Here is a 5,882-nt window from a genome sequence, read left to right as displayed (position 1 = left end):
AGATCATCTGCCGGTGCGAAAAGATCACCAAGCAGGAGATCCTGGACGCCATCGCCAATCCTCTCGGCGCCAGGACGCTGGTGAGCATAAAGTACAGGGCCCGGGCCTCCATGGGCCGCTGCCAGGGGGGATTCTGCGTTCCCCGCATTACGAGAATCCTTCGGGACGAGTTCGGCTGGAAGCCGGAGGATTTCCTGATGAGAGGCGCCGGGTCGCCCCTCTTCGTGGGCAATGTCCGGCCGGAGAAGGGAGGAGCTGCCCGATGAGCGGCGCGAAGAAATCAATTCCCGCGGTCCGCAGGGACGTGGTGGTCATCGGCGGTGGACCTGCAGGTCTCGCGGCGGCCGTGGCGGCGAAGGAGGCCGGGTGCGGCGACGTGCTCCTCATCGAGCGGGACCGCATCCTCGGCGGCATCCTGAACCAGTGCATCCACGACGGGTTCGGGCTGCACACCTTCAGGGAGGCCCTGTCCGGCCCCGAATATGCCGCCCGGTTCATCGACCGGTTCCGCGAGCTCGGCATTGCCGCCATGGAGGAGACCATCGTTCTTTCCCTGTCGGCGGACCGGGTTCTTGAAGTGAGCACCAGGGGAACCTACCAGCGCATCGAAGCCGGGGCCGTGATCCTTGCCATGGGCTGCAGGGAGCGCACACGGGGCGCCATCTCCATTCCCGGGCACCGCCCGTCGGGGGTGTATACCGCGGGAGCGGCCCAGAATTTCATGAACCTCGAGAACATCATGGTGGGGAAAACTGTCTGCATCCTGGGCTCCGGCGACATCGGCCTCATCATGGCCCGGAGGATGACCCTCGAGGGGGCGAAGGTGGAAGCGGTCTTCGAGATCCTGCCCTACTCCAGCGGCCTTCCCCGGAACATCCAGCAGTGCCTCAACGACTACGGCATCCCTCTCTATCTCAACACCACGGTGACGGACATCGTCGGCAAGGGGCGCCTCGAAGGCATCAGGGTCGCCCAGGTGGGCGAGGACCGGTCCCCCATTCCCGAGACGGGGCGGTACGTGCCCTGCGACACCTTGCTGTTGTCCGTGGGTCTTATCCCCGAAAACGAGCTGACCCGGGAAGCCGGGGTCGAGATGGACCCCGTGACCGGCGGAGCGGTGGTGGACGATTCCTTCATGACGTCGGTGCCGGGAATATTCGCCTGCGGCAATGTCCTCCACGTTCACGACCTGGTGGACTGGGTCTCCGTGGAAGCGGCGGAAGCCGGGAAGTTCGCGGCCTGTTTCGTCCGGGAGGGAGGCTGCTCCCTGCCGAGTCCCATCCGCGTGAGACCCGGAAGCGGCGTCCGCTACACCCTTCCCCAGGCCGTGTCGGGAGAGAGGAACCTGACCTTGTCCCTGCGGGTTTCCGCCCCGTGGAGAGACCGCTGCGTCGTGGTCCGGGACGGCGGGAAGGAGATCGTCCGGAAGAGGGAAATGCGGCTTCATCCGGCGGAAATGATCCGGATCGACCTGAAGAAAGAAGCTGTTTCAGGCTGTTCCTCCCTGGAGGTGACGGTTGAATGAGCACGAGAGAATTTACCTGCGTGGTCTGCCCCAACGGCTGTTCCATCGTCGTCGAGGTGGACGATGATGAAACGCCTGTAGTCACCAGGGTTCAGGGAAACGTGTGCAAACGGGGAGAATCCTGGGCCCGGCAGGAGGTGGAAAACCCCATGCGTACCATCGCTTCCAGCGTACCGGTGCGGCGGGGTGATTTTCCCCTGGCCAGCGTCCGGACCAGCCGCCCCATACCCCTGACAAAAATACGGGAGGTGATGGATGAGATCCGGAAGGTGTCCCTGGAAGCACCTGTGGAGATCGGCGACGTGGTTCTGTCGGCCCCTGCGGGGTGTGATACGGAGGTCATAGCGACCAGGAGGGTTCGGAAAGTCGGTTGACAGTTCCAGACATAAAAGGAGGGAATGAATGTGAGGAAAAGCATCATAGCAGTAGTGGTCGTTCTCGCGCTCATCTTTGCGGCAGGCCCCATGATCGTCGGCGCCGAGGCCAAGTCCTACCGCCTCAATATCGCCACCGCCACCACCGGTGGAGCCTATTATCCCATCGGCAATGCCTTCGCCCAGATCTGGTCCAAGAACATCAAGGAAGTCACCAGGGCCTCCGCCCAGTCCACGGCGGGTACCCCGCAGAACGTTGACCTCATGAGGAACGAGGAAGTCCAGATCGCCATCGGACAGAACGGCATCTGCTACTACGCCTTCAACGGCAAGGGGACCTACGAGGGCAAGCCTCCCTACAAGGAAATGCGGGGCATGTTCACCCTTTATCCCAACGTTATGCACTGGATCGCCCGCAAGGACGCCGGGATCAAATCCATCGCCGACTTCAAGGGCAAAAAGTTTGTCCCCGGCCAGGTAGCCAGCGCCACCGAGATCAACAGCCGGGAGATGATGGAAGCATACGGCCTCAATTACATGAAGGACCAGGGCGAGACGAACGTCACCGCCGATTACCTCGGCTACAACGAGGCAGTGGACCTCATAAAGAACGCCCAGACCGACGGAGCCCACATCGCCGGCGGCGTTCCCACCGCGGCCATCATGGACGTGCTCTCTTCCGGCGCCGGTGAACTCATCTCCATGGAAGAGGACAAGATCAAGGAGATCGTGGAAAAGTATCCCTGGTACTTCCCCTTCACCATTCCCGCCGGCTCCTACCCGAACCAGGACAAGGAAATCAGGACTATCGCCCTGTCCAACATCCTCTTTACTGACGCACGCCAGGACGAGGAACTCATTTATCTCCTGACCAAGGCGACCTACGAGTTCCACGATGACCTCGTGGCTGCCCACAAGGCCACGGCCTACACGCTGCTGGAGAACTCCCTGAACGGAATGACCATTCCCCTTCACAAGGGAGCGGTGAAATACCTGAAGGAAAAGGGAGTCAACGTACCTGAAAATCTCATTGTAGATTAGCACCGGTTTCGTTTTCAAGGGGAGGGAACGGACCTAAATCCGCAGGTTTTTCAGGCAGAGGGAGTGTCGCCGGGCACAGCGCCCGGGCCGAGAAACCGACACGGATGTCGGTTTCACAAGCAGGCAACCGGCGAACGCAGGGAGCCGTGTTGATCGCTTGGGCAGTTGTCAAGGACGACAATCTGCACCGGCGGCCCAAGCGAGCACCGGTGACACTCCCCGCTGCCTGCGGATTTAGGACGGAGTTGTTCCCTCCCCTCATTCGTTCGTGCGGAGGTAAACGGCTGTGACTGATCAGAACGACAAACTCAACGAAAATCAAGAACCGGTTGTTGACATCATTTCGGAAGAAGAGGCGGAGAAGGTCCTCGAAAAGGCGGACGCGGAATCCCGATTCCGGAAATATACGGGGAAGTGGGCGACGGTCGTAACGGTCATCGCCGTTGCCATGTCCCTGTTCCACCTTTACACCTCAGGTTTCGGGACGCTGATGGCCATGAAGCAGCGAAGCGTTCATCTGGCGTTTCTCGTGCTCATGACGTTCCTTCTCTACCCCGGGTCGAAGCGCGCTCCCAGGGAACGTCCCTCGGCGGTCGATTACATCTGGCTCGTCCTCTCCCTGTCGTCGAGCCTGTACATCCTTTTCGCCTTCGACGCCTTCAGCATTCGGGGAACCGCCATAACACCCGACTACGTCATGGGGACCATCCTCATCGTCTGCGTTCTCGAGGCGACGAGGCGGACCGTGGGCAAGGAACTGATGATCCTCTCCATGATCTTCCTCGCCTACGGCTACTGGGGCGAATACATTCCCGGCGTCCTCGGGCACACGGGGTTCACCTTCAGGCGCATCATCTACCAGCTCTTCCTGTCCTCCGAGGGCATATTCGGCATCTCCCTCGGCGTGTCATCCACCTACATCTTTCTCTTTATCCTCTTCGGCGCCTTCCTTACCGAGACGGGTATGGGCCGGTTCATCAAGGACCTCGCCATGTCCCTCGCCGGAAGGACCATCGGCGGCGAGGCCAAGGTGTCCATCGTGGCCAGCGGCCTCATGGGAATGATTAACGGAAGCGCCGTGGGCAACGTAGCGGCCACGGGAACCTTCACCATTCCCCTCATGACCGGCGCCGGCTTCAAGCCCGTCTTCGCCTCGGCGGTGGTAGCCGTGGCGGGAACGGGAGGCATGATCATGCCCCCCGTCATGGGCGCGGCGTCCTTCATTATGGCCGAGTTCCTCGGGGTACATTACGCCAAGATCATGCTGGCGGCGACCATCCCGGCAGTGCTCTACTACCTGGCCGAATATGCCGTCATCCACATCGAGGCCGTCAAGATGGGCATGAAGCCCATCCCGAGAGAAGAAATCATTCCCATTCCCATAATGAAGGTCATGAGGGAGCGGGGGCACCTGCTCGTCCCCATCATCGTCATAGTGTATCTTCTGCTCATCGGCAGGACGCCTCTTTACGCGGCTTTCTACGGCATCATCGCCTCGGTGGGCGTGAGCTTCATAACGAAGGAAACCCGGCTCACCTGGAAGTCCTTCCTGAAAGCCATGGAATCCGGAGCCAGACAGAGCATTGGTGTGGGCATCGCCTGCGCCGTGGTGGGCAACATCATCGGCATCACCAACCTCACCGGCCTGGGGCTCGTGCTGGGCGACAACATCGTTTCCCTCGCAGGGGGAAGCATCCTCATCACCACCTTCCTCACCATGATCGTGTGCGTCATCCTGGGCATGGGGCTACCGACGACGGCCTGCTACATCGTGACCGCCACCATTGCCGCCCCCGCCCTGGTAAAACTTGGGGTGAACCCCCTGGCGGCCCACATGTTCGCCTACTACTTCGCCTGCCTTTCCAACCTGACTCCTCCCGTGGCCATCGCGTCCTACGGTGCAGCGGGGCTGTCGGGCCAGAGTCCGTCCGCAGTGGGCTGGACGGGATTCCGGATTTCTCTCGCGGGATTCCTCATCCCCTTCACCTTCATCTATAACCCGGACCTGCTGCTTGTAGGGGGGAACTATCTCTCCATCGCCCTGTCCACCGTGACGAGCCTGGTGGGCGTCATCGCCCTGGCGGCGTCGCTGCAGAACTACCTGTACGTTCCCATGAACATCCTGCAGCGTCTGGGCATGTTCATCGGCGCCCTGCTGCTGATCTTCCCCGGCGTCGCGACGGACACGGTCGGGGTCGCCCTTGCGGCAGCCGTGTTCTTCTGGCAGAAGGCGCAGCGGAAGGCCGCCGGTTCAGGCCTTGGGCTGGCCCGCTGAAGGGGGGAAATCACAGTGAAAACCAGGCTGAAATGGGGAAAGGAGGATATTTTCCTCTCTATCCCAGACAGAAATATCCTGGGGGTGCTCGAACCTTCCGGCGGCGAGCCCGTGGCCGACCTGGCCGCGGAGGTTGCCCGCCTGGTGAAACACCCCACGGCAGGACCATCCCTGGAGGAGATCGTCTCCATCAATAAACCGGAGACGGCGGCCATCATCGTGAACGACATGACCCGGTCCACCCCGACGGCCGAGATGCTTCCTCCTCTGCTGGAGGAGCTGGAGCGGCTGGGCGTCCCTTCTTCGGGGATCGCCGTCGTTGTGGCCACCGGAACCCACCGGCCCATGAGCGATGAAGAAACGAGGCAGACCGTGGGGGATGCGGTTTTCGCGAAATACCGGGTGGAGAACCATGACTGCGACTCCCCCGACCTCGTGGACATGGGAACGTTGTCCACCGGGAACCGGCTGATGATAAACAGGACCGTGGCGGAGGCGGACCTCAGGCTCGCCATCGGCGAGGTGCTTCTTCACTATTACGCCGGGTTCGCGGGAGGGCGGAAAAGCATCCTGCCCGGAGTGGCGGGCCGGGAAACCGTCATGACGAACCACCGTATGATGACAGCCCCGGGGGTGGGCATCGGCGTGGTGGACGGCAACGTCCTCA

General features: G+C 61.5%; 6 protein-coding genes. All 6 read left to right on the top strand.

The features are described from left to right. Positions 1-266, top strand: a 266-nt coding sequence (locus JMJ95_RS13690) for a (2Fe-2S)-binding protein (RefSeq protein ID WP_290686450.1), incomplete at its 5' end; no start/stop codon positions are given. Continuing rightward, a complete protein-coding gene (locus JMJ95_RS13685) occupies positions 263-1,525 on the top strand; it encodes an FAD-dependent oxidoreductase (protein WP_290686447.1) in 1,263 nt (420 codons plus the stop codon). The genes JMJ95_RS13690 and JMJ95_RS13685, both read left to right, overlap by 4 nt. Continuing rightward, entirely contained in the window at positions 1,522-1,899 is a 378-nt protein-coding gene (locus JMJ95_RS13680; RefSeq protein ID WP_290686444.1) for a DUF1667 domain-containing protein, read from the top strand. Before JMJ95_RS13685 ends, JMJ95_RS13680 begins: the two co-directional genes overlap by 4 nt. Before the next feature lie 24 nt (positions 1,900-1,923). Beyond that, the gene (locus JMJ95_RS13675; protein ID WP_290686440.1) at positions 1,924-2,940 is read left to right on the top strand and encodes a TAXI family TRAP transporter solute-binding subunit; all 1,017 of its coding nucleotides are present in this window, start codon (positions 1,924-1,926) and stop codon (positions 2,938-2,940) included. Positions 2,941-3,226: 286 nt separating this feature from the next. Beyond that, positions 3,227-5,215 (top strand): TRAP transporter permease, encoded by a 1,989-nt coding sequence (locus tag JMJ95_RS13670; protein ID WP_290686437.1) that lies wholly within the window; start codon positions 3,227-3,229, stop codon positions 5,213-5,215. 15 nt (positions 5,216-5,230) lie between these two features. Then, positions 5,231-5,882 (top strand): lactate racemase domain-containing protein (locus JMJ95_RS13665; RefSeq protein ID WP_290686434.1); only part of this gene is annotated, 652 nt, incomplete at its 3' end.

The organism is Aminivibrio sp. (assembly GCF_016756745.1).
Taxonomy (GTDB): Bacteria; Synergistota; Synergistia; order Synergistales; family Aminobacteriaceae; genus Aminivibrio.
This window is presented reverse-complemented; position numbering and strand designations above follow the sequence as displayed.